Below are 24993 nucleotides of genomic sequence, written 5' to 3'. Positions count from 1 at the left end.
CCGTTACACCAGCCCCAGGCCGGTGATGACCAGGTCGATCAGCTTGATACCGATGAAAGGCACTATCAGGCCGCCGACGCCGTAGATCAGCAGGTTGCGGCGCAGCAGGCTAGCGGCCGAGCCCTGCAGGCTGACCCCGCGCAGGGCCAGCGGCACCAGCGCGACGATGATCAGGGCGTTGAAGATGATGGCCGACAGGATGGCGCTTTCCGGGCTGCCCAGCTGCATCAGGTTCAGCACCCCCAGCTGCGGATAGGCGGCGATGAACAGGGCCGGCAGGATGGCGAAGTATTTGGCCACGTCGTTGGCGATGGAGAAGGTGGTCAGGGCGCCACGGGTCACCAGCAGCTGCTTGCCCACCAGCACCACGTCCAGCAGCTTGGTGGGGTTGGAGTCGAGATCCACCAGGTTGCCCGCCTCCTTGGCGGCCTGGGTCCCCTCGTTCATGGCCAGGCCCACGTCGGCCTGGGCCAGCGCTGGTGCGTCGTTGGCGCCGTCCCCGCACATGGCGACCAGCCGGCCGTCGGCCTGCTCCTGACGGATGTAGGCCAGCTTCTTCTCCGGTGTCGCCTCGGCGATGAAGTCGTCTACCCCGGCCTCGGCAGCGATGGCGGCGGCGGTCAACGGGTTGTCACCGGTGATCATCACGGTGCGGATCCCCATGTGGCGCAGGATCTGGAAGCGGGCCTTGATGCCCGGTTTGATGATGTCCTTGAGGAACACCACCCCCAGCAGCTTCTCGTGGGTACAGACCAGCAACGGGGTACCGCCCTGGCGGGCGATGTTGTCCACCGATTTGAGGATGAGCTCGGGCACCGCCTTGCGATCGAGCGAGAGGTAGCGGAGCACAGCGTCTACCGCCCCCTTGCGATAGTGATGGCCGTTGCGATCCAGCCCGCTCAGCCGGGTCTCGGCGCTGAAGGGGATGAGGATGTCGCTCTCCAGCTGGCTCGGTCTGGTGTGGTTCTTGCCCGCCAGGGTCAGGATGGATTTGCCCTCCGGCGTATTGTCACCGAGCGAGGCCAGCATGGCGGCCTGGGCCAGCAGGGAGGGGTCCACGCCGGGGGCCGGGATCAGCTCGTCCGCCATCCGGTTGCCGAAGGTGATGGTGCCGGTCTTGTCCAGCAGCAGGGTGCGCACATCACCGGCTGCTTCGACGGCACGGCCCGACTTGGCGATCACGTTGAGCTTCACCAGCCTGTCCATGCCGGCGATGCCAATGGCGGAGAGCAGGCCGCCGATGGTGGTCGGGATCAGGGTGATGAACAGCGCCAGCAGATAGAGCCGGGGCACCTGGGTGCCGTTGTAGTCGAGGAACCAGGGCAGGGTGGCCACCACCAGCAGGAAGATCAGGGTCAGCCCCACCAGCAGGGCATCCAGCGCCATCTCGTTGGGGGTCTTCTGCCGCTTGGCTCCTTCCACCAGGGCAATCATCCGATCCAGCGTGCTTTCGCCCGGGTTGTTGCTGATGTGCACCCAGATCTGGTCGGAGACGACGGTGGTATTGCCGGTCACGCCGCTGCGGTCGGTGCCCGACTCGCGGATGACGGGGGCGGATTCGCCGGTGATGGCCGCCTCGTTGACCGAGGCGATGCCGGCGACCACTTCGCCGTCGGCCGGGATCATCTCGCCGCTGCGCACCAGCACCAGATCGCCCTTGAGCAGGCTGGTGGCCGGTACCCACTCGCCTTTGTCATCCTGCGGGCTGGTGACTCGACGTGCCTTGAGCTGGCTCATGCCGGCCTTCAGGCTGTCGGCCCGCGCCTTGCCGCGCCCCTCGGCCAGGGTCTCGGCGAAGTTGGCAAACCAGAGGGTGAGCCAGAGCCAGGCGGTCAGCTGCCAGGCCAGCGAAGGAGCGACGCCGGAGAGCGGCTGCCCCAGCAGCGACTCCAGGGTCGCCATCACGGCCGCCAGCCAGAGGGTGAACAGGATGGGGCTGCCGAACAGCGCCCTGGGGTTGAAGCGATAGAGGGCTTCCACCATGGCCTGCAGGATCTGTGATTTCTGTTTCTTGCCCTTCACCTGAATGGTGTCGGTGCTCATTGAAGCGGACTTGCTCATTGGAAAGCTCCCTGCATCGAATAGTTGGTCACGCAGATCAGTCGGGTGTGCAGCATCAGAAGGCTCCTCCCAGCAGGCTCAGGTGTTCCGCCACCGGGCCCAGCGCCAGCACCGGCAGGAAGGAGAGACCTCCCATCAGCAGCACGGTGACGATCAGCAGAGTGATGAAAAGCGGGCCGCTTACGGGGAAGTCCCCCTCGCTTCGCTCCTGGCGCGGGGCGCGGGCCAGCTGGCCGGCGATGGCCAGCACCGGAATGATGTAGCCGAAGCGACCGAGCAGCATGGCCAGCCCGATGGCGATGCACTGCCAGCTGTCGGCGGCGGCAAAGCCGGCGAAGGCGGAGCCGTTGTTGCCGGCGGCCGAGGCGTAGGCATAGATCAGCCGTGACAGGCCGTGGGGGCCGTCGTGACCGATGACGATGGCGGAGTTTGGCATCAGCAGGGTAATGCCGCCGATCACCAATACCCCGACCGGCATCACCAGCATGCTGGCGACCACCCATTTCATCTCGGTGATGCCGAGCCGCTTGCCCAGATAGGTCGGAGTGCGCCCCACCATCAGGCCGCACAGGAACACGGTCAGCAGCACGAACAGCATCATGCCGTAGATGCCGGCCCCGACGCCGCCGAACACTACTTCACCCAGCAGCATGTTGATCATGGCGACCATGCCGGCGAGCGGGGCGAAGCTGTCGTGCATGGCGTTGACCGAGCCGTTGGAGGCGGCGGTGGTGGCCACTTCCCAGATGCTGGACAGCACGGGGCCGAAGCGGCTCTCCTTGCCTTCCCAGTTGCCGGCTTCGCTGGTGAGGTGGGCGAGGGCCGGATCCGGTTTCAGCTCCTGGCTGATGGCGAGGCAGAGCCCCAGCACCAGCATGATAGTCATGGCGATGAGGATGGCGCGGCTGTGGGCCAGATCCTTCACGTAGCGCCCCAGGGTGCAGACCATGGCGGCGGCCAGGGTCAGCAGGGCGACCATCTCCAGCCAGTTGGAGAGTGCGGTCGGGTTTTCGAACGGATGGGCCGAGTTGATGCCGAAGAAGCCGCCGCCATTGGAGCCGAGCTGCTTGATGGCGATCTGGGAGGCGGCCGGGCCGAGCGGCAGCAGCTGCTCCTGGCCTTCCAGGGCGTGGAACGGCAGGTAGGCAGACAGGCTCTGGGGCACCCCCTGCCAGACCAGCAGCAGCGCCAGGATCAGCGCCATCGGCAGCAGCACGTAGAGACAGAAACGCACCAGATCCTGCCAGAAGTTGCCGAGGTGGGTGGTCTGCTGGCGGGCGATGCCGCGAAACAGGGCGATGGCGACCGCGGCGCCGGTGGCGGCGGAGACGAAGTTCTGGGTGGTGAGCCCCACCATCTGGCTGAAGTAGGAGAGGCTGGCTTCGCCGGAGTAGGCCTGCCAGTTGGTGTTGGTCATGAAGCTGACCGCGGTGTTGAAGGCGAGTTGCCAGTTCAGCCCGGGCAGCTGCTGCGGGTTGAGGGGCAGCAGCCCCTGTGCCAGCAGGATCAGGAACAGCAGGCCGAAGCCGGCGCCGTTGAAGGCCAGCAGGCTGAGGGCGTAGGACTTCCAGTCCTGCTCGCGCCCGTCCGTGCCGCAGCAGGCCAGGGTGGCGCGCTCAAGCGGGGCCAGCCAGCGACTCTTGCCTTCAAACACCCGATATAGGTAGTTGCCAAGCAGAGGCGCCGGCAGCAGCACCAGCAGCACGAACGCGACGGGATAGATGATCTCTTGCCACATATCCGGTTCCTCACTCATGGGTGCGCGCGAGGGCGCGCAGCAGATAACCCGCGAGGGCGAGGACCAGCAGCAGATATAGCCAATTCATAACGACTCCGTTGAGGTAATTAGCGTCAGGGATCGATGCATATCCGTGTCGATCCCATAGGTCTCATTGACGCTGAAAGGGTATGTAAAACGGGCGTAAAGGCGCCATAAAGCCCGATTTGGCTGGCGTAAAATCGGCGTAAAAAAGGAGGGGATTGGCAGAGTGGAGGGATGGGCTGCGATCAAAAAACCCGGCCTGGGCCGGGTTTGGTAGCAATTGACTGAGACTGGTCTGAGAGTGACAGGCCAGTTTCAAACATGCTTATCGCATGGTCACAAACTCTTCCGCACTGGTGGGATGAAGAGGGAGAACGCAGTTGTCGAGACCGTCCTCGAGTTTCTCCCCTCACACGGCCATCAGCGCATAGTCACAAACTCTTCCGCGCTGGTCGGGTGGATGGCGACACAGTTGTCGAAATCCGCCTTGGTGGCGCCCATCTTCATGGCAACGCCGAAGCCCTGCAGGATCTCGTCCATGGCGAAGCCGATGCCGTGCAGGCCGACCACCTTCTCTTCCGGCCCGACGCAGACCAGCTTCATCCGGGTGGGCTGGCGATGCTGGGTCAGCGCCGAGTACATGGCGGTGAACTGGCTGCGGTAGACCTTGACCTGATCTTCACCGTATTCGGCGATGGCTTCCGGCTCGGTCAGGCCGATGGTGCCGATGGGCGGGTGGCTGAACACCACGGTCGGCACCAGATCGTAGTTGAGGTGCTCGTTGGGTTTGTTGTTGAACAGCCGTTCGGAGAGGCGGCGGCCCGCCGCGACAGCCACCGGGGTGAGCTGGATGCGGCCGGTGTTGTCACCGACGGCATAGAGGTTGGCGACGGCGGTGTTCTGGAACTTGTCGGTCGGGATAAAGCCCTTCTCGTCCAACTCGATGCCGGCGGCGGCCAGATTGAGGTTGTCGGTGGCCGGGACGCGGCCGATGGCCCAGATCAGGCAGTCGACGGTGAGGTGGCGGCCATCTTCCAGCTGCAGGGTCAGGCTCTCATCGGCGTTCTTGACCACGGCTTTCGGAATGGCGTGGGTGTGCAGCTTGGGCCCTTCCTGCGCCATGATCTCCACCAGAGTCTCGTGGATCATGGGGTCGAAGTTGCGCAGTGGCGCATGTTTGCGCACTACCAGATGGGTCTCGGAGCCGAGTGCCTGCATCACGCCGGCGATCTCCACTGCGATATAGCCGGCACCAACCACGGCAACCCGCTTGGGCTGGCTCTGCAGCTCGAAGAAGCCGTCGGAGTCGATGCCCAGCTGGGCACCCGGGATGGCCGGCACTTCAGGGCGGCCGCCGGTGGCGATCAGGATGTGATCGGCGCTGTACTGCTCGCCATTCACTTCGATGGTGTTGCTGCTGACGAAGCGGGCGAAGCCTTTGATGACGGTGATCTGGTTCTTGCCCAGCACGTTCTGGTAGGACTGATGAATGCGGCCGATGTAGGCCTGGCGGGACTCGACCAGCTTGGCCCAGTTGAAGTGGTTGAGGGTGGTGTCGAAGCCGTAGTCGGCGCCATATTTCAGGGCATCGGCGATCTGGCCGGCATACCACATGGCCTTCTTCGGCACGCAGCCGACGTTGACGCAGGTTCCACCCAACTCTTTGGCTTCAATCAGGGCAACTTTCTTACCGTACATGGCAGCCCGGTTGGCCGAGGCGATGCCGCCGCTGCCGCCGCCGATGGCGATATAGTCAAAATGCTGTGCCATTGCGAGGTTCTCCGCTCATTAAGAATGCAATCACAGCATGATGGGGATAAAGCGGCTGGCTCACAAGAGCCAGCGCTCAGTTATGTTGGATCGGCAGGCGAATATGGAACTGGGCGCCGTTGTCCGGCTCGCTGACGCAGTTGATGCGACCGCGCAGCAGCTGCACCACCAGGTTGTAGATGATGTGGGTGCCGAGCCCGCTGCCGCCCTGGCCCCGCTTGGAGGTGACGAAGGGGTCGAAGATGCGCGGCAAGATCTCGGGCGGGATGCCGCGGCCGTTGTCGCTGTAGTCGATCAGCAGCTCTTCACCCTGCTGCTCCACCTTGATGGTGATCTTCTTGGGCTTGTCCCAGTTGTCGAAGCCGTGGTTGATGGAGTTGAGGATCAGGTTCGAATAGATCTGGGTGAAGCTGCCAGGGAAGGAGAAGATCGACAGTTTGGGATCGCACTGGATATCCACCTCGCACTGGGCCTTCTTCAGCTTGTGGCCGAGGGAGACCACCACCTGGTGCAGGTTGTCGGCGAGGCTGAAGTTGTAGCGGGCCTCGGACGACTGATCCACCGCCACCTGCTTGAAGCTGGCGATGAGCTCCGAGGCGCGGCGCAGGTTGCCCTGCAGCAGCTGCATGGACTCGTCTAGGTTGACGGTAAATTCGGTGAGATAGGAGCGCGAAAGCTGCTTGGAGTCGATGTGCTGCTTGAAGTCGGCCACCCGCTCCTGCAGGTAGGAAGAGGCAGTCACGCTGATGCCGATGGGGGTGTTGATCTCGTGGGCCACGCCGGCCACCAGCGAACCGAGGGAGGCCATCTTCTCCGACTCCACCAGGGTCTGCTGGGCCTGTTTCAGGTCGTCGTAGGCCTTGCCCAGTTGGTCGTTGGCATCGCTCAGGCTGCGGGTGCGCTCCACCACCTTGCCCTCCAGCTGTTCGTTGAGCTGGATGATCTCCCGCTCCACTTTCTTGAGGCGGGTGATGTCGTAGCCAAAGCCGATCAGATACTTGAGGTTGGGCCCCTCGTAGAAGGGGGCGAAGGTCCACTGCAGCACCAGCTCGTGGCCCTGCTGGTCATGCATGATGACCTCTTTGTCCTCGATGGAGCCGTGATCGGCCAGGGTGGCCGCCAGCTCGTCGCGCTGGGCTTTGCTGACGAACAGATCCAGCCAGTTGTGCTGCAGTATCTCCTGCTGGTGGTAGCCGGTCAGCAGAATGGCCGCCGGGTTGATGCTGGCGATGTTGAGGTCCGGCTCCATGCAGCAGATGACCATGTTGGCCGAGTTGATCAGGGTGGCGGAGAAGTCACGCTCCTGTTGCAGCTGCTCGGCGGCCTGATGGCGCGCCGCAAATTCGTCGTTGAGCCGGGTTCGCATCTGGTTGAGGGTGGCGACCAGGGTGTCGAGCTCGTCGGGTTTCTTGCGGGGCAGGGGGCGCCCCTCCAGGGTCAGCTCGATGGCCAGCCGATCCAGATTGAACTTCTGGGCATAGTTGGCGATGCGGTTGAGGTGCCGCACCACCAGGTAGTAGATGATGATCAGGATGCAGAACGAGACCACCAGGGTCTTGATGGTCTGGCTGACCATGATCAGCACCGATTTTTCAATGAGGCGCTGGTAGATCTGCTCGAGGGAGGCGGCGACGAACAGCTTGCCTACCACCTCGCCCTGATAGGTGAGGTTGAACTCGCGGGAGATGTCGTAGCTTTCCCGCTCCACCCCCTGGGTCAGCAGCGGCACTTCCGAGTTGCCGAGCATCTCCTTCACCATCACGAACTGCATGTTGGGCAGGTTCATGATGCCTTCGATCTGTACCTTGACCTGCTCTTCGTCCAGGTTCCACAGACTGGCGGCGATGGGCTGCAGGAAGGAAGCCTCGATCTGGCCGATGCTGTCCTCGATCACGGCCACGTCCTTGCGGTAATCCCAGGCAAGCTGCAACACCGTAATGATCATCGCCAATACGGTACTGCACACCAGAATGTAGGAGAGCAGGCGGTATGAGAGTCCGTTACGGCCGACGGCCCTAGCGGTCTTGGAGAAGAGTCCTGACATGGCGTCCTTGCGGTCTGGATATATTGCCATTTAGTTTAACTGCTTCATGCACTTATGTCGTGTTTCGTTAGCGTGATAAAAACAAGGCCCCGAAACGGGGCCTTGTTGATTAGGGGTGGTTCTTAATGACTCCCTTTCGCCTTGGGCGGAATGGATTCGTCAAACACCGGCAGCGGTTTGTGCTCGGAGGCCAGGTAGGTGTAGATCACCGGCAGCACGAACAGGGTGAACAGGGTGCCGATGGCCAGACCGGCCACGATCACGATGCCGATGCTGAAGCGCTGGGCAGCCCCGGCCCCCGTTGCATAGAGCAGCGGGATGAGACCGGCGATCATGGCGGCCGTGGTCATCAGGATGGGGCGCAGACGCACCTTGGCGGCGGCCATCACGGCCTCCATCCGGTTGCGACCGTGCAGCAGCTGCTCCTCCTTGGCCACCTCGCAGATCAGGATACCGTGCTTGGTAATCAGGCCGACCAGGGTGATCAGACCCACCTGAGAGTAGATGTTCATGGTGGCGGCACCCCAGGCCAGCGCGATCAGTGCGCCACTGATGGCCAGTGGGACGGAGACCATGATCACCAGCGGGTCGCGGGCCGACTCGAACTGGATCGCCAGCACCAGGAAGATGATGGCCAGCGCCAGGGCGAAGGTGGCGTACAGGGCGCTGCCTTCGGTCACGAACTGGCGGGCTTCGCCCATGTAGTCGTAACGGTAACCCTGCGGCAGCTTCTCGCTGGCGGTGGCATCCAGCCAGGCGATGGCGTTGCCCATGGTGGTGCCCGGCATCAGCACGGCACCTATGGTGGCCGAGTTGAGCTGGTTGAAGTGGGGCAGGGCGCGCGGCTCGCCGACCACCTCGATGCTGATCAGGCTGCCGAGCGGGATGGACTGGCCGTCGGCCGCCCGCACGTAGTAGCCCTTGATCGACTCGGGGTTGAGGCGGTATTTGCGCTCGACCTGCGGGATCACCTCGTAGGAGCGGCCATCCAGGTCGATCCGGTTGACGTAACCGTCCGACATCATGGTACCCAGGGTGATGCCGATGTCCTGCATGGTAATGCCGTAGGCACCCGCCTTGTCCTTGTCGATCTTGATCTTCATGGTGGCGGAGTCGTACTGCAGGTCCAGCTCGGAGTAGACGAAGCGTCCGCTCCCCTGGGCTGCGGTCAGGATCTCGCTCGCCACCTGATAGAGGCTCTCGAAGTTGTTCGGCGTGGTGATGACGAACTGGATCGGCAGGCCACTCGAGGCACCCGGCAATTCCGGGAACTGGAAGGTGGTGATGGACATGCCGGGCACGTTCTCGACCAGCTTGCCAACCCGCTCCAGCACCTCTTTCTGGCTCGCTTCACGCTGGCTCCACGGCACCATGGAGGCGATACCGAACGCCTGGTTGGCGTTGAACACCCCGGAGAAGACCTGGGAGAAGGCCACTTCCGGCTGTTCGTCCAGCACCTTGTTCACCTGCTCCATGGTGCCCTGGATGTAGTCCAGGTTGACGTTGGAGGGGGCGGTGCCCAGCACGGCCATGACGCCCTTGTCTTCGTTCGGTGCCAGTTCGCTCGGAATGAACTTGAACAGCATCGGCAGGCTGGCGAAGACGATGACGGCGAACAGCACCACCACGATGCGCTTCTGCATCACGGCGTGCAGCATGGCATCGTAGCGGACCGTCATGCGGTCGAGCAGGTGATGCACCTTGCTCTCGAACTTGCCCGGTTCCTCGTTGGCCTTGAGCATCTTGGCGCACATCATGGGCGACAGTGTCAGCGCTATGATGCCCGACACGAACACGGCGCCAGCCAGGGTGAGGGCAAACTCCTTGAACAGGGAGCCGGTGATGCCCCCCATCAGGGCGATCGGCGCATACACGGCGGCCAGGGTGACCGTCATGGCGATAACCGGCACGGCGATTTCACGGGTACCTATGATGGCGGCCCGGAACGGTTCTTCCCCCTCCTTGACGTGGCGATCCACGTTCTCCAGCACCACGATGGCGTCATCCACCACCAGACCGATGGCCAGCACCATGGCCAGCAGGGTCATCAGGTTGATGGAGAAGCCGAACATCTGCATCACCATCACCACCCCGATCAGGCTGAGGGGAATGGTGATAATCGGGATGATGACTGCCCGGAACGAACCAAGGAACAGGGTGATCACCACCAGCACGATGGCGGCTGCCTCGGCGATGGTCTTGATAACCTCGCTGATCGACTCGTTGATGGCTACGGTCGAGTCATAGAGGACGTTGGCCTCCATGGTGCTCGGCATGTTGCTCTTCAGACTCGGCAGCATCTCCAGCACGTCGTGGGCGATGTTGATCGGGTTGGCGGTCGGCGCCGCGTTGATGGCCAGTACCACGGCTTCGCGGCCGTTGGCGGTGGCGCGATAGGTATCGTGGCTCTTCTCCAGGCTGACCTTGGCGATGTCTGCCAGACGGATCACCTTGCCGTCACGGGTGGCCACCACCAGGCGCTCGAGCTCCTCGGTGGTATTGACCTGGGTCTCGGCATTGCCGTTGTAGAGGGTGAAGTAGCCGGTGGCCTGACCAGTGGCGGACTGATAGTTGTTGCTGTTGAGCACGCTCATCACGTCCGCGGCGGTCAGGTTGAACGCCGCCATCTTGGCCGGATCCAGCCACACCCGCAGGGCGTACTTGGTACCACCGTACATGTCGACCTTGGAGACGCCGCCGACGGTGAAGAGCTGGGGCTTGATGACCCGCTCCAGGTAGTCGGTGATCTGGCTGGCGTTGAGCTCGGGGCTGGTAAAGCCGATGTAGAGCACCGCCGTGGTCGAGCCGGTCGACATGGTTACCGAGGGATCTTCCGACTCCTTCGGCAACTGGGAACGTACCGAGTTGACCTTGGCCAGAATGTCGGACAGGGCCGCATTCGGGTTGGTGTTGAGCTTCATGTAGGCAGTGATGGTCGAGCTGCCGAGCTGGGTGGACGACGTCATGAAGTCGATGTTGTCCGCCTGGGCGATGGCCTGTTCCAGTGGCTGGGTGATGAAGCCCTGGATCAGGTCGGCACTCGCGCCATAGTAGCTGGTGCTGACCGTGACGACCGTGTTGGTCATCTCGGGGTATTCCCGCACCTGCATCTTGAACACGGCCTGGACACCCAGCAACGCGATCAGAAAGCTGATCGAGATGGCCAGGATGGGCCGCTTGATGAATATATCGGTAAAGCGCATCTGTCTCTCCGCGTTTTACAGCATGGGAACCTGGTCCGGAACCTTCAGGCCCTGGTCCTGCACGATTTTCACTTTGGCGCCGTTGCTCAGGCGTACCTGGCCGGACATGACCACTTCGTCACCCGCCTTGATGCCGGAGACCACGTGCGCATCGTTGCCCTTGCGCTCGCTGACCTTGACCACCACCTGCTCGACGCGCTTCACGCCATCCTTCTCCTTGACCAGGTAGACGTTCTCGCCATACAGGGTAAAGGTGATGGCGGTCTGCGGCAGCACGATCTGGTCCTTCTGGGCCGGCAGCAGAATGCTGGCGCGGGCAAACATGCCGGAGCGCAGCTGGCCGTCGTTGTTGGGGATGTCCGCCTGCACCTGGATCAGGCCGCTCTGGTAGTTGACGGCCGGCTCGATGGCGCTGATGTGGCCCTTGAACTGGCGATGCGGGTAGGAATCCACGTTGATCAGGATGTCCTGATTCAGGCGAATGCGGGAGATATCGGTCTGCGGCACGGTGAAGCGCAGGCGCATCACGCTGGTGTCTTCCAGCCGGACGATGTCGGTACCCGGTTGCAGGTACTGGCCGAGGAAGACGTTGCGCAGGCCGACTACGCCGGCAAACGGTGCGCGCACTTCGCGGCGGGCGATGGTCGATTTCAGACTCTCGATATCGGCCTCGAGGGAGCGGTAGGTCGCCTCGGTGTCGTCCAGCTGGTCGCGGGAGATGGATCCCTTGGTGAACAGGTTCTGATAGCGATCGAACTTGGCCTTGGCCGCCGGCAGCTTGGCCATGGAGGCGCGCAGGTTGGCCTTCTCGACGCTGGCATCCAGGCTCAGCAGCAGCTGATCCGGCTTGACGGTATCACCCGACTCGAAGGAGATGCTGTCGATGGTGCCGGATTGCTCGGTTGACAGGGTTACCCCCTGGTTGGGTTCGATGAAACCGATAGCCTCGATGGTCGGCACCCAGTCGCGGGTCTCCACCTTGTGGGTGGTGACCGGAAACTCGGGCTCCGGCATGTTGGCCATGTAGTTGGCTATCATTTTTTGCTTGAACAGGTTGAAGCCAATCACGCTGCCGAACAGGGCCAGCGCGATGAGCAACATGATGCTCATCCACTTTTTCATGAACTCTCGCTCCTGAGATATGAGTGCAATGTTTAAGGGGTCAAAATAGCTCGCCAGCAGGCCCGGATCACGGCTTCCAGCTGGTCTTGCGTCAGTTCGAATTGGTGCACCTGGCTTTGCAGCGCCATATTTGCCACGCAATCCAGGCTCAGCACCTGCAGTACCCGGACGGGCAGGTCGATAAACAGACCCTGTTCCAGACCCCGTTCGAAGAAGCGATCCAGCGGGGCCCAGGCAGCCTTGATGACCGGGTCCTGCTCCAGCTCTGCTCCCAGCGGGGATGTTTCATACTGCAATTTGCATTTGAGCGCGTTCGGTTCGTCGACAAAGATGGCGTGGATGTTGAGCCACAAACGCCGAAATTGTTCGAACGATACCTCCTCTGTCTGCACGCCTTCCATGACCAGGGGATGACACTGGAGGATGGTGTGCCGATAGAGTTGGCGGATCAGGTCATCCTTGTCGCTGAAATAGCGATAGATGGTGCCTGCCGCCACCCTGGCTTTCTTGGCCACCACGGCAATGGAGAGACCGTGGAAACCCTGTTCGCCGAGTACTTCATGAGCCGCATCGAAAATGCGTTCTTTCTTGTTCATGACGGGATGATCACAACGGCTGAATGAACGTTCATTCATTCTAGGGGGGCTTTGAGGCAAGTCAAGTTTTGCCCATCATCGGATTGCTATGTGGGGGGAGCCAAAAGTAGCGGAGCTGGGCTGGATCCAGCCTGAATGAAACAAAAACGCTTAAAAAAAGCCAGAAACGATGGAAAAACAAGCGGTTGATTCTGTGGGATAAAAAAATAGTAGACAAGGTGGGTCCCCATCATTAATATTGCGCCCCGTTCGACAGCGTAGCGCCCGTAGCTCAGCTGGATAGAGCGCTGCCCTCCGGAGGCAGAGGTCACAGGTTCGAATCCTGTCGGGCGCACCATCAAAAGTGCGCCGGTTAAGCGGGCGAGTTGAAGAACGAAAACAGCTGTGGTGGCTGTAGCTCAGTTGGTAGAGTCCCGGATTGTGATTCCGGTTGTCGTGGGTTCGAGCCCCATCAGCCACCCCATTTTACAGCTTGTCAGGTATGCGAAGGTGGCGGAATTGGTAGACGCGCTAGCTTCAGGTGTTAGTGCCCCCCGGGTGTGAGGGTTCGAGTCCCTCTCTTCGCACCATACTTGCTGTATGACGAGGATGACCGTTCATGGTCGTCTTTGTGTTTTGAAAAGAAAGCTTTTTAAAGCCTCGGTGATTAGCGCAGCCCGGTAGCGCATCTGGTTTGGGACCAGAGGGTCAAAGGTTCGAATCCTTTATCACCGACCACATTCTGAAAAACCCCGCTCAGGCGGGGTTTTTTGCTTTCTGTCGTCTGCCAGCCTGCTGATGCAGGTTTCTGTCACGTCTGTTTACATTTCTGTTGGCACTTTCTCGCTGTCGCTTCGGGTATGCTGGGACGCAGACCCACGGCAAGTGGGCGTTATTGAACACAATTCAGGCCAACATGTCATATGCACCCAAATTCTTTTCGCGTCAGTACACTGGCGCTGGTTGTCGTGGCCCTCAGCGGCTGCTCATACAAACCCAAACCCGACGAGATCCTGATGGGGGCTGCCCCCATGCAGAGTATTGCCACCTCTGCGCTGGTAACCGATGCCGGATTCTGCGTGGCTCTCAATGACCACAATCAGCTGATCACCCAGCCTTGCGACCAGACTGTTCGCCAGCAGTTCAGCTGGGATGCCGGTGCCTTGCAGCTTGACCAGCGTTGCCTGGTGGCCAAAGGGGTGAGCGAGCTGACCATGGCCGAGTGCCAGGATGAGAGCCGGCAATGGCAGTGGCAGGAAGATCGGCTGTTCAACAGCAAGGCTGACCGCTGTCTGGATGTGGCCGGCCGTCGTCACAAGCCGGGCACCCCGCTGCGGCTGGCCGACTGCTTCGGCGGGGCCAACCAGAGCTTCGCATGGCAGAACAAGGGCAGCATGTTCGACAAGCTGAACCTGAAAAACCTCATCTGGTAGGGCGTCAGGCCAACCTGGCCAGCTCCCCGTGGCTGGCCGCGAGGCCATGCCCTGCCGGTTCCATCTCCTGTTCGGCGGCCAGCGCGATGCGGGCCATGGCGGCGACCGCTTCCACCGGATAGCGGCCGGTTGCCGACTCGGCCGACAGCATCACCGCATCGCTGCCATCCATGACGGCATTGGCCACATCCATGACCTCGGCCCGGGTGGGCATGGGGCTGGCAATCATGGATTCCATCATCTGGGTAGCGGTGATGACCGGGCGGTCGAGCGCCCGGCAGCGCCGGATCAACCTCTTCTGCACGCCGGGCAGTCTGGCATCGCCAATCTCTACCCCCAGATCCCCACGCGCCACCATGATGAGGTCGGCTGCGTGAATCAGCTCATCCATGGCGGCCACTGACGCCACCACCTCCGCCCGTTCCACCTTGGCCACGATGGCCGCCCGGCTACCGCTGGCACGAATGAGGGTTCTGGCCTCTTCGAGATCGGCGGCGCTGCGCGGAAACGAGACGGCGATATAGTCGGCCTCGAGCAGGCGGGCCGTCAGGATGTCGGCCTTGTCCTTGTCGGTCAGGGCCGGAGCGCTCAGACCGCCGCCCAGCACGTTGATGCCCTTGCGGCTGGACAGGGTGCCGCCGACCAGTACCCGGGTCTCGATGCGCTCGCCGATCACCTGTTCCACGCAGAGCTGGATGCGGCCGTCATCCAGCAGCACGACGTTGCCCGTCTGCAGTTCGCCAGCCAGCGCCGGATAGTCGGTACCGACCCGCGATTGATCGCCCAGGTGGCTGTCCAGGCCGGCATCGATGGTGAAGGGATCGCCCGGTTGCAGCCGGATGCTGCCGTCGGCAAAGCTGGCGATGCGGATCTTGGGGCCCTGCAGGTCGGCGAGTATGCCTATCTCGCGGTCGAGGCGGGCGGCGCAGGCCCGGATCTTGGCCGCCAGGGCCAGGTGTTGCTCCGGACTGCCGTGGGAGAAGTTCAGCCTGAATACATTGGCTCCCGCCTGGATCAGCTGCTCCACCATAGTGGCGGATGAGCTGGCCGGGCCCAGGGTGGCGATGATTTTGGTCTTGCGCATGGGATGCTCCTGTTGCGAGGAAAATGCACAAGGGTGGCCGACGGGCCACCCTTGTGCTGAACGGGGATCAGTGGTTGACGACTTTCTTGGCGTTCCACACCGTCATGGCGAGCAGCATGGAGACCACGGAGGCACCGAGCCAGAAGTACTGGGCGCTGCTGAAGTCGTAGTGGGTGACGCCGTCGATCTCGCTGGTCTTGATCAGGGCGGCAGAAACCAGCTCCTGGATGGAGGCGGCGATGTAGGAGCAGAGGCCGATGAAGCCCTTCACGGCGCCCACTGCGGTCTTGGGCATCAGGTCGCAGGCGGTCAGACCGGCCAGGAAGACCACCAGCCCGCCGATGGCATAACCGATCAGGGCGAGGGCAACGGCATCCATCATGCGGCTCTGCGGGCCCCAGAACATCAGGCACATACCGGCCACGTTGGCCAAGCCGTAGAGCAGGGTCGGGATGTGGCGGTTGGCGTTGAACAGCTTGTCGGAGATGATCCCGGCCAGAATGGCGCCGAGGAAACCGGCGATGGGATAGGCCGACATGGCAAAGCCGGCGTCGATCAGGCTGTAGCCCTTCTGCTCCTGCAGGTAGAGCACGGCCCAGGAGCTCATGGCGTAGCGGGACATGTACATGCAGGCGCAGGCGGCGGCGATGAGCCAGACGGCGGGCTGCTTGAGCACGAACAGCTGGGCGCGGCGGATTTCGGCCGGGTCCACCTTCTTGGCAATCTCGGGTGCTTCACCAAAGGCGACGGCCGGCTCCGGCAGGGCGTAGGTCTGCGGGCGATCTTTCAGCACCAGATACATGCACAGGGCGGCGATCAGGGAGGCGATGCCGGCGCCGATGAAACCGGCCTTCCAGCCGAAGTAGCTGACGATGGTGGCGGTCAGGATCCAGGAGATGCCTTCCCCTATGTTGCGCGAGCCGCCCCAGATGGAGTAGACCGAGCCCCGCTGCTTGGGGGAGAACCACTGGAAGATGGAGACGCAGGACGGGGCGGACCCGACGGACTGGAACCAGCCGTTCAGACCCCACATCAGCACCAGAAAGAAGGTGGCGGTGTTCATGCCCATCAGGATGGTGCAGATGGACGAGAGCCCCAGCGAGACCGACATGAAGCGGCCTATGTTGGCGTAGTCGGAGAGGAAACCGTTGGAGAACTTGCCGACGGCGTAGGTGAACAGGAAGGCGGAACCGATGACCCCCAGCTCTTCCAGGGTCACCACGCCGGAGTCCAGCATGGGCTTCTTGACCACGTTGAGGCTCATGCGCACGACATAGAACATGGCGTAACCGAGTACCAGACCCAGGAAGACCTGCCACTGGTACTTGCGGTAAATGGAGCGGATTTTATCGGGCGAGGCTTCCATGACCGGCAGGTCGGCTCGCGTCTTGAAAAAGTTGAACATGGGGTTCTCCGTTTATATTTGGCAGCTTGGTTTCAGAGGGAGCTCTGATAACGGCTGCCATCATATGAAGGGAGAAATTCAGCCGGCAAAAAGCCGGATATGGGTCAACTCTGACTCAATCATGGGAAAACCATGAGTCAAAAATGACATATTTGAACTGTCCTATTGATATTCGATGAATAACAATAGCGGCATGCCGAGGCATAATGAGTCAGAACTGGCTCATCCTCGTGGAAATAAAAATAACGGCATGTGCCAAATATTAGATGTACTGCACATAATCCTGAATTAAAGCGCGAGTCGACCGATACTCATGCACCTCTTTTTCCGCCGGCTGGCCCTGTTCATGGGCTGTGTTTTGTTGCCATTCAGCACCCTTCAGGCCGCCTCGCTGACGGTGCTTACTTCCTTTTCTGAGGCGCCGGTCAAGGCGGTGATCGAGGGCTTTGCCGAACAATATCCCGGGATCCGGATCGAGGTTATTTATCGGCGCACGATTCCCTCCCTGCGTTTATTAACGGAAGCCGGTGCACCGAAAGTCGATATTATCATGTCGTCATCGCCGACTTTTTTTAACACGCTGGACAAAGCCGGTTTGCTGGCCGCTTTGCCAAATGAAACTATGCCGCCCAAATAGCTCGCTCCTCATACTCTCGGGCTGGGCAATAAAGTGGCCGTGGTCGGTTATTCCAGCAGTGGCATCATGTATAACCGCCATTATCTGGCCAAATATCAGCTGCCGCTGCCCACCACCTGGCAGCAGCTGGCGTCCCCGCTCTTCATGGGGCACGTGATGATGAGCTCGCCCTCCCAGTCCGGCACCACCCACATGATGGTAGAGAGCGTGCTGCAGCAATATGGCTGGCAGCAGGGTTGGGCCCTGCTGATGCGGCTGGGCGGCAACCTGTCGGCCATCACGGCGCGCAGCTTCGGGGTGAGCGACGGCATCAGCCGGGGTCTGGCGGGGGCCGGCCTGGTGATCGACAGCTACGCCCTCAACAGCCAGGCCCGTTTCGATCATGTCGGCTTCAACATCATGCCCGACTCGGTGATCCTGCCGACCTACCTGGGGGTGGCACGCCACAGCACCCAGCCGGCCAGCGCGGCTCTGTTCATCCAGTACCTGCTCTCCGATAGCGGCCAAGCCATCATCGCTACCCCCGGCATGGCCAAGGCCACCTTGAGCCAACCCCGGCTGGCCCGGCAGACCCGCTATGTCACCGACAAGGCGCTGCTCTATCGGCGGGCCGGTCTGCTCAAGGCCTTGTTCGAGCAGACCATCACCCAGCAGTTACCCAGGCTGAAGATGACCTGGCAGGGGATCAACGGTCTGAATACCCATGGCGAGCCCTGGCGGGTCGCGCTGCTGGAGCAGGCCGTCGCCAAGGCGAGCACGCCGCCGCTGAGCGAGCAGGAGGCGCAGGATCCGGCGTTGCTGGCGCTGTTTGACGGCCTCTATGACCGGGAGCAGGGCAATCCGCAGGCGGAGCGGGTGATGCATCAGTGGCGCCAGGCGACCGAGGCGCGCCTGCACGAGGCGCAGCGCCTGGTCGAACAGGCAGCCAGACCATGAGCCGGCTGGGGCGCATGCTGGCCATGCCGCGCACTCTGGGACGGCGGCTCATCCTCGCCTTCGTGACCATCACGGCCCTGACCGGTGCCATGGGCATGGCCGCCTATGTGATGTGGGATCGGCTGGGCCGGCAGATCCACCTCATCGTGGAGGAGAGCCTGCCCGCCATCGACGGCGCCTACCAGCTGGAGCGGGCCAGTTCCCGCCTGTTGTTGTTGCTGGCCCAGCTGCGCGATACCCGGGACCCGGTGCAGTACCAGCGCCTCTCCAACGCGGTGTCCACCACCCTGCGGGATATCCAGCGCGCCTATCTGCTGGGCACCCCGGGGGATCAGACTCCCTCGCAGCGCCAGGCGTTCGAGGAGTTGAGCGCGCTGGTGGCGGATCACGGGCGCTATCTCAAGCAGCAGATCGAACATGCCGAAACACTGCAGCAGCTGCAGAAGCGCAGCAACTGGCTGCACCAGGATCTGGTTGACGATGCCGCCCCTCTGCTGCAGGAGGTGGAGTGGCACCTGACCAGCATGGTGGCCAGCCCGGACGACATGAGTGAATTTGGCAACGTCATCAAGGAGTTCTCCGCTCTGCAGGATCTCACCTTCAAGGAGAATGAGCTGCAGTCGCTGGTGGGCGAGGTGATCGCCCAGCGCTATCAGCAGGATCTGGAGAGCGCCTTCCTGTTCATCGGCTACAAGATTGACGAGATAGACGCACTGACCTCGCGGCTGGCGGAGTACCCCTCGACCGTGAGCTATCGCCAGATCCTGCAGGACATCATCACCCTGGTGAAGCCGGACGGTCCGCTGCACCGGCTGCTGCTGGCGGATGTGCTGACCCACCAGCAGCTGACGGCCCTGCGACCGCGGCTGGACGATTCCGTATCGCGTTATCATCAGCGGGTCAGCCTGATGGTGAGTGATGCCAACCGCTCCCTCAGTGCGCTGGGGGAGGACAGCAGCCAGCTGGTGGCGACCGGCAAGCTGGTGATCCTGGTGGTGCTGGCACTCACCCTGTTGCTCAGCATCTTCGTGTTGGTGGTGTTGATCGGCCGCCGGCTGATCAAGCGGCTCGACCTGTTGGGACAGGAGCTGGACAGGGTGGCGGCAGGCCGGCTGGACGTGCCGGTCAGCACCTGCGGCCGGGACGAGATCGGCCGGCTGGGCGACAGCCTGCGCCACTTCAGCCTGCAGTTGCAGCAGATGGAGCGGGCCAATGCCCTCAATCTCATCAACAACACCCAGGCCTGCCTCATCACCTGCCATCCAGATGGCACCATAGAGTCGGTCAACCCGAGCGCGCTCACCCTGTTCCAGCAGACCGGTGTCGAACCAGGTCAGCCGTTGTGGCAGGCCTTTCCGCCAGAGGCGGGGGCGGTGCTGGCCGATCAGTTCAGGGCGGGCCAGCCGCTGCACCGGTTCGGCCACAGCGAGTGCACCCTGGCCTGTGGGCTGGGTGAGACGCCCCGCTTTTTGCACCTCAATCTGCGCCGCTTCGAGCAGGGGCGCGGGTACAGGTTCATCATCACCATCACGGATGTCACCCGCCAGGAGCTGACGGCCAGGGAGCTCAGCCTGCGGGTGGCGGAGCGGACCCGCGAGCTGACCGAGAACAACCGGCTGCTGGCGGAGGAGGTGGTGCAGCGCCAGCAGGCGGAGCGCACTCTGCTGCAGACCCAGGATGAGCTGATCCAGGCGGCCAAGATGGCGGTGGTGGGGCAGGCGATGACCAGCCTGGCCCACGAGCTGAACCAGCCGCTGTCGGCGATGATGACCTACCTCTACACCAGCCGGACGGCGCTCGCCGCCGGTCAGCTGCAGGCGCTGGACCAGGATCTGGGCAAGCTCGACAAGCTGGGGCGGCGCATGAGCCGGATCATCAATGCCCTGCGCCACTTCGCCCGCAAGTCGCCGGCCGAGGAGGTGAGGGTCCGGCTCGAGCTGGGGGTGCTGGCCGAACAGGCACTGCTGCTGCTGGAGACGCGGGCGAAGCGCGATGGCTGCATCTTCCACAACGAACTGCCGTACGGGCTCTGGCTTGAGACCGACCCCGTGCTGCTGGAGCAGGTGCTGGTGAACTTGCTGGTGAACGGACTGGATGCGGTGGCCGGGCTGGCGCGGCGTGAGATCAGGCTGCAGTTGCTGGAACGAAGCGAGGCGCGGCTGCGGCTGGCGGTGGTCGACAGCGGCGCCGGCTTCAGCGAGGCCATTCTGCCGAGGTTGTTTACCCCCTTCACCACCTCCAAGGAGGTTGGACTGGGGTTGGGGCTGACCATCTGTCGCTCCCTGCTGGCCCGTTGCGGCGGCGAAATCATGCTGGGATCGGCACTGAGCGGCGGCGCCATGGTAATCATGGAATTTGCGTTGGCCGACCCTGCCGGGTCGGTCGCCCATCAGAACGAGGAGAACGCCATCGATGCTGTTGCCCGCTAACCGTCCTGCCAACGTGCTGCTGGTGGACGATGACGAGGACGTGCTGGAATCCTATTGCCACCTGCTGCGCCTCTCCGGCTACCACCCCAGGGCGACGACTTCGCCCCACGAGGCGCTGGCGCTGCTGGCCGATCAGTGGCCAGGGGTGCTGGTCTCTGACATCTACATGCCGGCCATGAACGGCATGGACCTGCTGGCCAGCGTGCAGGCGTTGGACGCCGAGATCCCGGTCATCATGATCACCGGCCACGGGGATATCCCGCTGGCGGTGCGGGCGGTCAAGCAGGGGGCGTTCGACTTTCTGGAGAAACCGCTCAATCCGCAGGATCTGTTGGGCCTGCTGGAGCGGGCCTGCCGACAGCGCAGCGCCGTGCTGGCGCGCTGCAGCGAGATCCAGGCGACGGTGGATGACGAGCTGATCGGCACCAGTCCGCAGATAGTGGCGCTTCGCAGCCAGCTCAACCAGCTGGCACAGACCGACAAGGACTTGTTGCTGGAGGGACCGGCCGGCTCGGGTCGTCACACCCTGGCCCGGCTGCTGCACCGGATCAGCGCGCGCCGGGAGCAAGCCTTCCAACTGCACGACTGTGTCTCGGCCCCCAGCCTGGCGGAAGTGCAGGCCAGCCTGGCACAGGCGGGGCAGGGTACCCTGGTGCTGCAATCCCCGGCCCGCCTGAGTGCCGACTGCCAGCGCTGGCTCGGCAACCACCTGCTGGATCAGGAGCGCAAGGGGAGCAAGTCGCTGCGTACCATAGGGTTGTTTGACGAGTCGCCGGAGGCGCTGGTGGAGCGCCAGCAACTGATGCCGGAGCTCTACTATTTCCTCTCCCAGGTGCGGCTCAAGCTGCCCCGGCTGGTGGAGCGCAGCTGTGACATCATCCCCCTGTTCCGGGCCTTTCTGCGACAGGGCTGCAAGCGCATCGGCCGGCCGGTGCCGGCGGTGGATCGCGCCTATCTGGAGACGCTCAAGCGGCATCAGTGGCCCGGCAACCTGCGCGAGCTGCGCAACGTGGCCGAGCTCTATGCGGTGGGCATCGTCAAGCTGGCCGGCGCGGAGCAGGTCATCCCCCTGGCCAGCGGCAAGGAGCCGCTGGACGACCTGGTGGAGGAGTTCGAGCGGCGGGTGATCGAGGATACCCTGTTCCTCTTTTCCGGCCGGGTGACCGATGCCGCCCAGTACCTTGGCATTCCGCGCAAGAAGCTCTATCTGCGCATGAAGAAGCACCAGCTCGACAAGGATCGGTTTAAGCCGGCCACCTGAGCCCGGCCGCCGGTCGAGTCGTTCAGACGGTTATCCGCATAGGAGCACACCATGAGATGCCCGCACTGCATGAGTGAAGGGGTAGCACGGATCGAGGATGAACGGGTGAAGCGAGCCTGCGCCCTGGGTTTGGGGGCCGCGGGCGGCTATGCCTGCGCCGCCACGCTCGCCAGAATGGGGGTTGCAACGGGCTCGGCGCTGGGCGGTGTCGGCACTGTTGTCGGTGCCCTGGCGGGAGCGTTGGGTGGTGCCGTATTGGGTGGATTGATAGGTGGAGGGCTGGGCTGGTGGCTGGGGCGTACTCTGGATCGACGCCTGTCCCGCCACTATCGCTGCGGGGTCTGCGGCCATCGTTTCAGCCGCTGAATGGGGTTGTGCGCCATGAGCCGCAGAGCTGCTCATGGCGCCTTGTCTCAGGCGACGTTGACGCCCTGCAGGGCGAACAACTGCTCCAGATAGACGGCGACGCCGTCCTCGTCGGAGCTCAGGGTCTGTTCGTGGTTGGCCAGCGCCAGCTTGAGCCGGTCGTGGGCATTGCCCATCACCACGCCGCGGCCGACCATGCTCAGCATCTCGAAGTCGTTCATGCCGTCGCCAAAGGCCACCGCCTGGGACATCTCCAGCCCATGCTGCTCCAGCACGGCGCGCACGGCATTGCCCTTGTGGACCCCTGCGTGCATCACCTCGAGGCAGTCCGGCAGGGAGAAGGTGACGTTGAGCCGATCACCATAACGCTGGTTCAGCTCTGCCTCGATCTGCAGCAGCTTCTCGTGCTCGCCGATGTAAAACACCTTGTTGACCTTGTCCAGCGGGTGGCTGGCGAGATCGGTCAGGCGATAGCTGAAGCCGGATTCATGATGGAACTGCAGCAGCCAGGGCATCTCCTCTTCCACCAGCCACTCGTCGCCGTAGTAGAGATTGATGTGGATGGAGGGGTCGCGCTCCAGCGCGATCAGCTCGGCCGCCACGCTGTCCGGCAGGGCCTGGTTGAAGATCAGCTGATCCTGCTTGTCGTGCACCACGGCGCCATTGGAGGTGATGAGATAGATGTCGAGCCCGAGCGTGTCGCGGATGCTGCGCACATCCACATGGTGACGGCCGGTGGCCACCACGAACTTGATCCCCTGATCCACCAGACGGTGCAGGGTATCGCGGGTGCGGGGGGAGATCTGGTGCTGCCCGTTGAGCAGGGTGCCATCGAGATCGGATACAACGACCTTATACATCATCACCTCGGGGTTACGAATGAAAGCGGGAGCAGTGTACAGCAACCGCTCCCGCGACCCCATTTATTTAGGGATACAAAAAATAACCAGCCGCTAGTAGCGTGCGAAGAAGGCCAGAGTCGCGTTGAGCGCGGCCTGGCGCTGGGGATCGGCCTCCATGAACAGCTCGTGCCAGGCCCCTTCTATGCGCAGCGGTTTGCCTCCCTCGCAGCGAGCGAGCGCGCAGAAGGCATCCTGCGCGGCGTTGTCCACCACGCCGTCGTCACCGGCCTGCAGCACCAGCAGCGGCGTCTTGATGACGCCGGCCTCGGCCACGGCGGCGTCCGCCCCCGTCAGCCCCTGATAGATCCAGTGGGCGGTGGCACCCCCCAACTTGATCTGCGGGCGCTGCTCATAGAGCTCGCGGAAGGCTTGATAGCGGGCTTCGCTGTGGCTCAGACCATTGTCGGCAAAGTCGTGGCTCTCGTACGGGCCCTGACCCGGGCCGTAGGGAGGCTCGCCCAGCCAGCCGCCGACCGTGCCGATGGTGGCTGCCAGCCCCTTGGCCAGCCACTTGGGCAGGCCGCCGAGATTGATGCCCATCATGGGGGAGGAGAGCACGGCCGCCTCGATATCATCGGGCCAGCGTTCCAGATAGCGGGCGGAGATGGCGCCGCCCATGGAGTGGGCCAGCAGGAACAGCTTGGCGGGCTGATCCTGGGCGATCACCTCGTCATGAAACTGCTTGAGATCGAGCACATAATCGTCGAACTGGTCGACATATCCCTTCTCCTGGTCGGCCAGCAGCCGATCGGACAAGCCCTGGCCGCGGTGGTCGATGAGGTAGAGGCTGTAGCCTTGGCGCCACAGATCCCAGGCCAGCTCCTGATACTTGAGGTAGCTTTCGACCCGGCCGTTGACGATGAGGATGGCGCGATCGACCTTGGCCTGGCGCAGGGCGGCATAGCGGAGGGTGACCCCGTCCTTGCCCTTGAAGGCGCTCTCAACGGCGTGCTGGCGCCAGAAGTCGGGCAGGGTCTGCTGATGAAGGGTGGCGGCGTCGGCTTCCGGCGTCAGCTGATAGGGATTGTTCACGGCGAGGGCTCCGGCAGAAAACAGGGTCAGGGCCAGCAGGGGCAGGTGGTTAAGCTTCATCAGTGTACTCTTCCGAAGGATCATCCGATTGCTGGGCGGCCCAGCCCTTGCGGGTCAGCTGCATCTGCTGCCACCACTGCTCGTCCGCCAGGATTTCGCCAGCCGGGCCGAGCTGGGGATAGGGCATCTCTTTCTCTTTGCAGAGCTGGGCATAGATGGGGTAGCCCCCCTCGAACAGTATGCTGTTCTGCTCCTCCAGGTCGAGCGGGCAGCCGCGCTGGTAGCAGCCGGCCAGTTCGCGCTGGCGCTGGGCCTCATAGAGGATGGCGGCGGCGGCCACCGAGACGTTGAGGGACTGCACCATGCCCACCATGGGGATGACGATATGGTGATCGGCCAGGGCCAGCGCCTCTTCGCCGATGCCGTGCTTCTCCTGACCCACCAGGATGGCGGTGGGCTTGGTGTAGTCGATGGTGCGAAAATCCACCGAGCTGTCGGAGAGGTGGGTCGCCAGGATCTGCATGCCGGAGGCTTTCAGCTCGGCCACCGCACTGCCGATGTCCGGGTGCAGCTTCACGTCCACCCAGTTCTGGCTGCCGCGGGCGGTACCCTTGCGCTTGTGGATCCAGGTTTTGGGCCAGACCGCGTGCACCCGATGGATGCCGATGGCATCGGCGGTGCGCACGATGGCGGCCAGGTTGTGCGGCTTGTGGACCTCTTCCATGCAGACGGTCAGATCGAGCTGGCGCTGGGCCAGCATGTCGGTGATGCGCTTGAAGCGTTCAGGAGTCATGTCGGTTTCTATGTCGTGAGGTGTGTGCACGCATCGCTTGCATGCACAGGATCAAATCGGGCTGGCGCGGGCCAGCCTGTCGTAAATTCGTTTGACGCGTTCCGCGGTCATGTCAGCTCTGCCGGCGCCGGATTTGTCCACGCGCCAAGTTGAACGGGTGTGCCTGCGGCGGTGGGCC

18 protein-coding genes and 4 tRNA genes are annotated in these 24993 nt (G+C 62.8%); 10 read left to right on the top strand and 12 right to left on the bottom strand.

All coding sequences use genetic code 11. The features are described from left to right. Positions 1–3: 3 nt before the first annotated feature. The 7 genes from kdpB to OKC44_RS19970 form a co-directional block, all read right to left on the bottom strand. Entirely contained in the window at positions 4–2061 is a 2058-nt protein-coding gene (kdpB, locus tag OKC44_RS20000; RefSeq protein ID WP_270814755.1) for a potassium-transporting ATPase subunit KdpB, read from the bottom strand. 55 nt (positions 2062–2116) lie between these two features. After that, positions 2117–3799: a potassium-transporting ATPase subunit KdpA gene (gene kdpA / locus OKC44_RS19995; protein ID WP_270814753.1), complete on the bottom strand. Its 1683-nt coding sequence runs from the start codon at positions 3797–3799 to the stop codon at positions 2117–2119. 444 nt (positions 3800–4243) lie between these two features. Then, positions 4244–5593 carry a glutathione-disulfide reductase gene (gene gorA / locus OKC44_RS19990; RefSeq protein ID WP_270814751.1) on the bottom strand — a complete coding sequence of 450 codons (1350 nt, stop codon included), beginning with the start codon at positions 5591–5593 and terminating at the stop codon, positions 4244–4246. 76 nt (positions 5594–5669) lie between these two features. Then, the gene (locus OKC44_RS19985; RefSeq protein ID WP_187364695.1) at positions 5670–7637 is read right to left on the bottom strand and encodes an ATP-binding protein; all 1968 of its coding nucleotides are present in this window, start codon (positions 7635–7637) and stop codon (positions 5670–5672) included. A gap of 122 nt (positions 7638–7759) precedes the next feature. Continuing rightward, positions 7760–10840 (bottom strand): multidrug efflux RND transporter permease subunit, encoded by a 3081-nt coding sequence (locus OKC44_RS19980; protein WP_011704065.1) that lies wholly within the window; start codon positions 10838–10840, stop codon positions 7760–7762. Between the two features lie 15 nt (positions 10841–10855). After that, a complete protein-coding gene (locus OKC44_RS19975) occupies positions 10856–11962 on the bottom strand; it encodes an efflux RND transporter periplasmic adaptor subunit (protein ID WP_011704066.1) in 1107 nt (368 codons plus the stop codon). A gap of 32 nt (positions 11963–11994) precedes the next feature. Continuing rightward, complete coding sequence (locus tag OKC44_RS19970; protein ID WP_016348886.1) at positions 11995–12558, bottom strand: TetR/AcrR family transcriptional regulator; 564 nt, start codon at positions 12556–12558, stop codon at positions 11995–11997. A gap of 260 nt (positions 12559–12818) precedes the next feature. Between OKC44_RS19970 and OKC44_RS19965 the strand changes: the two genes are divergently transcribed. The 5 genes from OKC44_RS19965 to OKC44_RS19945 all read left to right on the top strand — a co-directional run bounded on the left by OKC44_RS19965 (position 12819) and on the right by OKC44_RS19945 (position 13970). Continuing rightward, positions 12819–12895 (top strand) — tRNA-Arg (locus tag OKC44_RS19965). 50 nt (positions 12896–12945) lie between these two features. Then, positions 12946–13021, top strand: a tRNA-His gene (locus OKC44_RS19960). Positions 13022–13041: 20 nt separating this feature from the next. Continuing rightward, positions 13042–13127, top strand: a tRNA-Leu gene (locus OKC44_RS19955). A 71-nt stretch (positions 13128–13198) separates the two neighbouring features. Beyond that, positions 13199–13275, top strand: a tRNA-Pro gene (locus OKC44_RS19950). 185 nt (positions 13276–13460) lie between these two features. After that, complete coding sequence (locus OKC44_RS19945) at positions 13461–13970, top strand: RICIN domain-containing protein (RefSeq protein WP_139391343.1); 510 nt, start codon at positions 13461–13463, stop codon at positions 13968–13970. Between the two features lie 4 nt (positions 13971–13974). Here OKC44_RS19945 and pyk read toward each other — a convergent pair whose 3' ends face one another. Beyond that, positions 13975–15054, bottom strand: coding sequence for a pyruvate kinase (pyk, locus tag OKC44_RS19940; RefSeq protein WP_254197078.1), 1080 nt, complete (start codon positions 15052–15054; stop codon positions 13975–13977). Positions 15055–15121: 67 nt separating this feature from the next. Next, positions 15122–16459 (bottom strand): MFS transporter, encoded by a 1338-nt coding sequence (locus OKC44_RS19935; RefSeq protein WP_024945907.1) that lies wholly within the window; start codon positions 16457–16459, stop codon positions 15122–15124. A gap of 313 nt (positions 16460–16772) precedes the next feature. On the opposite strand from OKC44_RS19935, the gene OKC44_RS22165 reads away from it, so the two are divergent. From OKC44_RS22165 to OKC44_RS19915, 5 genes are read left to right on the top strand one after another with little or no spacing between them, the layout of a single operon-like run. Beyond that, positions 16773–17096: a hypothetical protein gene (locus OKC44_RS22165; RefSeq protein ID WP_333563252.1), complete on the top strand. Its 324-nt coding sequence runs from the start codon at positions 16773–16775 to the stop codon at positions 17094–17096. Positions 17097–17117: 21 nt separating this feature from the next. Next, positions 17118–18032: an ABC transporter substrate-binding protein gene (locus tag OKC44_RS19930; protein ID WP_333563253.1), complete on the top strand. Its 915-nt coding sequence runs from the start codon at positions 17118–17120 to the stop codon at positions 18030–18032. Continuing rightward, complete coding sequence (locus OKC44_RS19925) at positions 18029–20461, top strand: ATP-binding protein (RefSeq protein WP_270814741.1); 2433 nt, start codon at positions 18029–18031, stop codon at positions 20459–20461. The genes OKC44_RS19930 and OKC44_RS19925 overlap by 4 nt, the downstream gene beginning before the upstream one ends. Beyond that, positions 20445–21722 carry a sigma-54-dependent transcriptional regulator gene (locus OKC44_RS19920; RefSeq protein ID WP_270814740.1) on the top strand — a complete coding sequence of 426 codons (1278 nt, stop codon included), beginning with the start codon at positions 20445–20447 and terminating at the stop codon, positions 21720–21722. The genes OKC44_RS19925 and OKC44_RS19920 overlap by 17 nt, the downstream gene beginning before the upstream one ends. Before the next feature lie 51 nt (positions 21723–21773). Continuing rightward, positions 21774–22088, top strand: coding sequence for a hypothetical protein (locus tag OKC44_RS19915; protein ID WP_270814738.1), 315 nt, complete (start codon positions 21774–21776; stop codon positions 22086–22088). A gap of 47 nt (positions 22089–22135) precedes the next feature. Here the strand turns inward: OKC44_RS19915 and OKC44_RS19910 are convergent, their stop codons facing one another. The 3 genes from OKC44_RS19910 to trmH form a co-directional block, all read right to left on the bottom strand. Beyond that, positions 22136–22948, bottom strand: coding sequence for a Cof-type HAD-IIB family hydrolase (locus OKC44_RS19910; protein WP_029305093.1), 813 nt, complete (start codon positions 22946–22948; stop codon positions 22136–22138). A 93-nt stretch (positions 22949–23041) separates the two neighbouring features. Beyond that, complete coding sequence (locus tag OKC44_RS19905; RefSeq protein WP_270814737.1) at positions 23042–24082, bottom strand: alpha/beta fold hydrolase; 1041 nt, start codon at positions 24080–24082, stop codon at positions 23042–23044. Next, positions 24072–24815, bottom strand: a complete 744-nt coding sequence (gene trmH, locus OKC44_RS19900) for a tRNA (guanosine(18)-2'-O)-methyltransferase TrmH (RefSeq protein WP_270814736.1) — start codon at positions 24813–24815, stop codon at positions 24072–24074. The genes OKC44_RS19905 and trmH overlap by 11 nt, the downstream gene beginning before the upstream one ends. Positions 24816–24993: the final 178 nt, after the last annotated feature.

It is taken from the genome of Aeromonas sp. S41-2, from assembly GCF_027705845.1.
Taxonomy (GTDB): Bacteria; Pseudomonadota; Gammaproteobacteria; order Enterobacterales; family Aeromonadaceae; genus Aeromonas; species Aeromonas hydrophila.
This window is presented reverse-complemented; position numbering and strand designations above follow the sequence as displayed.

Coding starts and splice junctions, on each gene's coding strand:
- kdpB (WP_270814755.1), bottom strand. CDS start 2,061: ATGAGCAAGTCCGCTTCAATGAGCACCGACACCATTCAGGTGAAGGGC.
- kdpA (WP_270814753.1), bottom strand. CDS start 3,799: ATGTGGCAAGAGATCATCTATCCCGTCGCGTTCGTGCTGCTGGTGCTG.
- gorA (WP_270814751.1), bottom strand. CDS start 5,593: ATGGCACAGCATTTTGACTATATCGCCATCGGCGGCGGCAGCGGCGGC.
- OKC44_RS19985 (WP_187364695.1), bottom strand. CDS start 7,637: ATGTCAGGACTCTTCTCCAAGACCGCTAGGGCCGTCGGCCGTAACGGA.
- OKC44_RS19980 (WP_011704065.1), bottom strand. CDS start 10,840: ATGCGCTTTACCGATATATTCATCAAGCGGCCCATCCTGGCCATCTCG.
- OKC44_RS19975 (WP_011704066.1), bottom strand. CDS start 11,962: ATGAAAAAGTGGATGAGCATCATGTTGCTCATCGCGCTGGCCCTGTTC.
- OKC44_RS19970 (WP_016348886.1), bottom strand. CDS start 12,558: ATGAACAAGAAAGAACGCATTTTCGATGCGGCTCATGAAGTACTCGGC.
- OKC44_RS19945 (WP_139391343.1), top strand. CDS start 13,461: ATGCACCCAAATTCTTTTCGCGTCAGTACACTGGCGCTGGTTGTCGTG.
- pyk (WP_254197078.1), bottom strand. CDS start 15,054: ATGCGCAAGACCAAAATCATCGCCACCCTGGGCCCGGCCAGCTCATCC.
- OKC44_RS19935 (WP_024945907.1), bottom strand. CDS start 16,459: ATGTTCAACTTTTTCAAGACGCGAGCCGACCTGCCGGTCATGGAAGCC.
- OKC44_RS22165 (WP_333563252.1), top strand. CDS start 16,773: ATGCACCTCTTTTTCCGCCGGCTGGCCCTGTTCATGGGCTGTGTTTTG.
- OKC44_RS19925 (WP_270814741.1), top strand. CDS start 18,029: ATGAGCCGGCTGGGGCGCATGCTGGCCATGCCGCGCACTCTGGGACGG.
- OKC44_RS19920 (WP_270814740.1), top strand. CDS start 20,445: ATGCTGTTGCCCGCTAACCGTCCTGCCAACGTGCTGCTGGTGGACGAT.
- OKC44_RS19915 (WP_270814738.1), top strand. CDS start 21,774: ATGAGATGCCCGCACTGCATGAGTGAAGGGGTAGCACGGATCGAGGAT.
- OKC44_RS19910 (WP_029305093.1), bottom strand. CDS start 22,948: ATGTATAAGGTCGTTGTATCCGATCTCGATGGCACCCTGCTCAACGGG.
- OKC44_RS19905 (WP_270814737.1), bottom strand. CDS start 24,082: ATGAAGCTTAACCACCTGCCCCTGCTGGCCCTGACCCTGTTTTCTGCC.
- trmH (WP_270814736.1), bottom strand. CDS start 24,815: ATGACTCCTGAACGCTTCAAGCGCATCACCGACATGCTGGCCCAGCGC.